Here is a 1,030-nt window from a genome sequence, read left to right on the forward strand (position 1 = left end):
CCGCCTCGCTCTTAACCCCGCAACAGCCGGTTACGACTTTCTTCCCCTGGCCGCTGCGCGCCCATTCCTCGCGCAAGCCAAGAAAGTCGTGCCCTGGCTGCCCTCTACTGCGTGCCGGCCCCGTCGGGGTGCGGGTCGATCGCCTCCGGTCTGTCGCCAGCCATCGAGGCCGCGATGGGCGGCCCGGGAAACCGAAAGGACACGACAATGGCGACCATCGGCACCTTCACTTCGACCGGCAACGGCTTCACCGGCACGGTTCGCACCCTCGCTCTCAATGCCAAAGCCAAGCTGGTTCGGGTCGAGAACCCCTCCGACAAGGGACCGCACTTCCGCATCTTCGCCGGCAATGTCGAGCTGGGAGCGGCTTGGCAGAAGACCGCCAGGGACACCGAGCGCGATTACCTTTCGGTCAAGCTGGACGATCCGAGCTTTCCGGCTCCGATCTATGCCACCCTGATCGAGGTGGAGGGCCAGGACGGCCTACAGCTCATCTGGTCCCGCCCGAATCGGGATTGAGGGGCCACGGCAACGGCCCCGCCGAAAGGCGGGGCCATTTGCCCGCTGTCACAGCCTCGGCTCACGGAGCCGTGATAGGCTCTGGTGCATGTCATTCAAATGTATTACATCTTGCTACGAATAAAGGAGGTCGCTATGGCTTCGAATGCCTTGGTCCAAACCCGCATCGATGCGGACGTGAAGGAAAAGGCCACCGCGGTTCTGGAAAATATGGGTCTCACGGTATCCGACGCCGTGCGGATCCTGCTGACGCGCACGGCCAATGAAGGGATGCTTCCGCTGGAGCTCGTGAGCAACAGCCAAGCTTACGATAGCTGGTTTCGTGAGAAGGTGCTCCAGGCGTTGGCCGACACGCGGCCTGATATTGATGATTCCGAGGTCGAAGCGCATTTCGGACAACGCCGCGCCGCTGCGCTTCGAAAGGCACCGGAGCAGGAACGGTGAAACTCGTCTGGTCGCGCTTCGCGTTGTCCGATCGCGACGGCATTTTCAGCTACATCGAGGCCGAGAA

Annotated in this window: 2 protein-coding genes; both read left to right on the forward strand. The window is 62.2% G+C overall.

Features of this window, described 5'->3' with window-relative positions; genetic code table 11:
- Positions 1-207: 207 nt before the first annotated feature.
- The gene (locus GA0061099_RS39265; protein WP_074448716.1) at positions 208-519 is read left to right on the forward strand and encodes a DUF736 domain-containing protein; all 312 of its coding nucleotides are present in this window, start codon (positions 208-210) and stop codon (positions 517-519) included.
- A 135-nt stretch (positions 520-654) separates the two neighbouring features.
- Entirely contained in the window at positions 655-963 is a 309-nt protein-coding gene (locus GA0061099_RS39270) for a type II toxin-antitoxin system RelB/DinJ family antitoxin (protein ID WP_074448715.1), read from the forward strand.
- Positions 964-1,030 lie beyond the last annotated feature (67 nt).

The sequence above is a fragment of the Bradyrhizobium yuanmingense genome (genome assembly GCF_900094575.1).
Taxonomy (GTDB): Bacteria; Pseudomonadota; Alphaproteobacteria; order Rhizobiales; family Xanthobacteraceae; genus Bradyrhizobium; species Bradyrhizobium yuanmingense.